At 76.5% G+C, this 1,676-nt stretch carries 1 protein-coding gene; it reads right to left on the bottom strand.

Annotated features, from left to right (window positions below; genetic code table 11):
- Positions 1-157: 157 nt before the first annotated feature.
- Positions 158-1,676 (bottom strand): alpha/beta hydrolase (locus KS423_RS47805; RefSeq protein ID WP_263455890.1); only part of this gene is annotated, 1,519 nt, incomplete at its 5' end.

Raw genomic sequence — 1,676 nt, forward strand, 5'->3', positions numbered from 1 at the left:
GGGGAGGCCGGTTTCCGGGCCGCCTGGGAGCGCGGCCGGGCGTTGTCGCGGCCGGAGTCGCTGGCGCTGGAGGCGGGCTGACCGGCTCTTCGGAGTCGGCCGGGTGCGTGCCCGCCGCGCCACCCGCGGCGGGTGGCGCGGCAGGGCGGATGCGCGATCAGCCGCTGAACGGCGGGTGGGTGGGTGCGCAGACCGTGCCGGGGGCGGGGAGGACGCCGTCGACCAGGTAGCGGGCCTCGTGCCGGGCAGCACAGTCGCTGGGGTTGGCCAGCACGGTGTGGCCGTAGCCGTCGACGGTCAGCAGCTCCGCGCGGGCGAGCGAACGGGCCATCGCGCGGGACCCTTCGTACGGCATGGCCGGGTCCCCGGTGTTGGCGACGACCAGGATCGGCCGGGCGGTCGGGTGGTTCCAGGGGCCGTCGTACCGGTCGCGGTCCCGGGCGGGCCAGTCGGCGCAGCGCTCGTCGGCCCAGGCGAAGTAGGGGCCGGCCTCGCCGGAGCGGGCCCGGGCGGACGCGGCCAGGGCGGGATAGTCGGCCCGGGCGGGCGGGTTGGCACTGTCCGAGCACGCCACCGCGAGCGCCTGGTCCGGCGACTGGTGGAGGACGGGCGGCAGCGGTGCGGTCGGCGTGGCAGGCGCCTCGGTGGCGGCCCACAGCGCCTGGAGCGTCGTGCCGAGCCGGGTCCAGCCGGTGAGGGGGATGCCCGGGACGGGGTTCGTGGCGTAGAGCGAGAGGATCGTCGCCTCCACGGCCGAGCCGGCGGTGAAGGTCATGCCGTCGACCGCGACCGGCCGGGCGCGCAGCCGCTGGAGCAGCTCACCGTACCTGGCCCGGGTGGCGGCGGCCGTCCCGGCGGAGAAGGCGCAGGCCGGGGGACCGACCTGGGCGCACTGGTCGAGGAAGACGTCGAGGGTACGGCCGGCGGCCACGTCGCTGCCGTTGCGCAGCAGGGTACCCATGGTTGCGGCCTGCCCCCCGCGGCCGGTCGACCAGGCCACCGGGTCCGGTGCGCTGTCGAGGACCATGGCGCGGACCCGGCCGGGAAACAGGTTGGCGTAGGTGGCGCCGAGGTAGGTGCCGTACGAGGTGCCCAGGTAGGTGAGCCGTCGGTCACCGACCGCCCGGCGGAGCAGGTCCATGTCCCGGGCCACGTTCGCGGTGGAGACGTGCGGCAACAGGGCCGGGTTGCGGGCCGCACACTGCCGGGCGAGGCGCTGGTAGGCGTCGGCCCAGGCATGTTGCTGGTCCGCGCCCTCGGGGTAGCCGGCGGCGGTGCCGGCCAGCAGGGCCTGCTCGTCCGCCGAGTCGTCGAAGCACTGGACGGGAGCGCTACCACCGGTGCCGCGCGGGTCGAAGCTGACGATGTCGAAGCGCTTGCGCACCTCCTCGGGGAACTGGCCGAGCATCATGGGCAGGGCCGCGGTGCCGGGCACGGCCGGCCCGCCGGGGTTGTAGAACAGTGAGCCGATCCGGTGCGCCTGGTCGTCCGCCGGGTGCCGGATGACGGAGAGGTCGATCCCGGCGCCGCGCGGGTCGTGGTGGTCGAGCGGCACACGGGCGGTCGCGCACTGGAAGCCGTCCCCGCAGGTCGCCCACGTGAGTCGCGGCACCGGGGCGGTGTCCGGCGCGGCCACGGCGGTCGCCGGACACACGGCGGCCAGCAGCGCTGCCGCG

Source organism: Streptomyces sp. LS1784 (assembly GCF_020103755.1).
GTDB lineage: Bacteria > Actinomycetota > Actinomycetes > Streptomycetales > Streptomycetaceae > Kitasatospora.